3 protein-coding genes are annotated in these 1,558 nt (G+C 63.7%); 2 read left to right on the plus strand and 1 reads right to left on the minus strand.

Features of this window, described 5'->3' with window-relative positions:
- Position 1 precedes the first annotated feature (1 nt).
- A complete protein-coding gene (locus tag RIF85_RS15905) occupies positions 2-286 on the plus strand; it encodes a 2Fe-2S iron-sulfur cluster-binding protein (RefSeq protein ID WP_309072869.1) in 285 nt (94 codons plus the stop codon).
- A gap of 94 nt (positions 287-380) precedes the next feature.
- Here RIF85_RS15905 and RIF85_RS15910 read toward each other — a convergent pair whose 3' ends face one another.
- Positions 381-1,136, minus strand: a complete 756-nt coding sequence (locus RIF85_RS15910) for a DUF429 domain-containing protein (RefSeq protein WP_309072870.1) — start codon at positions 1,134-1,136, stop codon at positions 381-383.
- 78 nt (positions 1,137-1,214) lie between these two features.
- On the opposite strand from RIF85_RS15910, the gene RIF85_RS15915 reads away from it, so the two are divergent.
- Positions 1,215-1,558: DNA alkylation repair protein (locus RIF85_RS15915; protein WP_309072871.1), on the plus strand; the 344-nt coding region annotated here is incomplete at its 3' end.

Raw genomic sequence — 1,558 nt, forward strand, 5'->3', positions numbered from 1 at the left:
TATTCTCGACGTCGACCCGGGAACTTCGTTGATGCGCGCGGCGGTGACGAACGGCGTCGCGGGGATCGTGGGCGAGTGCGGCGGCCAGGCGATGTGCGCCACGTGCCACGTCTACGTCCGTCCCGAGCATCTGGACGGACTGCCGGGGATTAGCGCAGACGAGGACGAGATGCTGGACTGTACCGCCGAACCGCGTGACAACTCCCGGTCCCGGCTGGGCTGCCAAATCACCGTGGGGTCCGAGTTGGAAGAAATTGCGGTCGACGTGCCGGACAACCAGACCTGACCCTTCGAGTTAGTAAGGAGAGCGAACGACGACGGCGAGGGCACACCTAGGTGAGCGCTCGCCGTCGTACTTTCAAGGCCGGTGACCCAGTCATTTAGCGGACCAGCAGGTCGCCGAGCGGGCCGCTGGGAAGATGGATCCAGCCTTCCTGGCGGGCTGCTTCGAGGTGTTCGTCGCCCGGCCGGAGCGTTGCTCCGATCAGAGTCGCCCGGGCGGTCAGAGATGCGATGAGGGAATCCAGCATATCGTCCGAGGCAACCAGGGCATCCCAATGTGCCCCGAGATCGAGCCATGGTGCCATTTCTTCCAACTGCTTCAAAATGACGTGGCGGATCTCCGATTCCCCCGTTCCCTTGCCCTTGTACTTACGCGCTTCGACGTTCCATAGCTTGAGGGAAGCCGCCGGATAAACTTCCATGAGCCGGTCCGATCCATCACGAGGTTGGTAGCCGTGTTCCTGGGCAATCTTGGCTTGGATGACCGCGCAGCGCATGGCGGGGTGGGCCAACCGGTCAGCCGAAACGCTCAGCGGAATCAGGCCGGTGATGCTTGTGACGAACCGGTCGCAATCCCGATAAGCGAGGAGGCGGCGGCCAACAATGCCATCGTGCTTGAGCACGGAACCCGCGTCACGATTCAGGTGGCCCGTGAGAAAAGGCAGCAGTGCCTGCGGCCAGCCGACAGGGCAATCAACGCCGGTGGCATCCGATGCTGCGAAGAGTTCGACGATGTCCTCGTCGGTCACGCCGAGCGACAGATGGGTCAGCCGTGCTGTATCCGGCGTCCAGTCGAGGACGGCCGCAGCGGTTTTCTTCGGATCGGCGGCAAGGTCGATACCGAGAGTCTTCATGCGCCTACTCTATTGGTGGCCGGTAGAAGGAGTACGGACTGGCGAAGATGGATCCACAACACAGGGGAGGGCGCTTGAGTGAGTGACGCCGGGGAGTTCGTGGACGCCGCTCTCCAACGTGAATCCTCCTGGGAACGGGCCGAGGACTGGGAGCGGCGGCTCGGCGACAGCCTGCGTTATTACGGGGCGTCGGTCGGGGCGGTCCGTGGAACGATCCGCGACGCCGGACGGCGTTACCCGAAACTGTCGCACGACGAGATCACGGCGCTGAGCTCCGAGCTGTGGGCGGTTCCGGTGTTCGAGCGCCGACTTGCCGCCGTCGTTCTGCTGCAAACCAACCTGCGCCTGCTGGACAATTCGGACCTCACGCGGATGGAGGGCTTTGTGCGCTCGGCGCGATTGCCTGCCCTGGTCGATCCGCT

Origin of the sequence: Arthrobacter sp., assembly GCF_031179385.1 — a bacterium.
Classification (GTDB): Bacteria; Actinomycetota; Actinomycetes; order Actinomycetales; family Micrococcaceae; genus Arthrobacter_D.

Bases quoted from the DNA above. Each gene is read 5' to 3' on its own strand.
- RIF85_RS15910 (WP_309072870.1), bottom strand. From the start codon at position 1,136: ATGAAGACTCTCGGTATCGACCTTGCCGCCGATCCGAAGAAAACCGCT.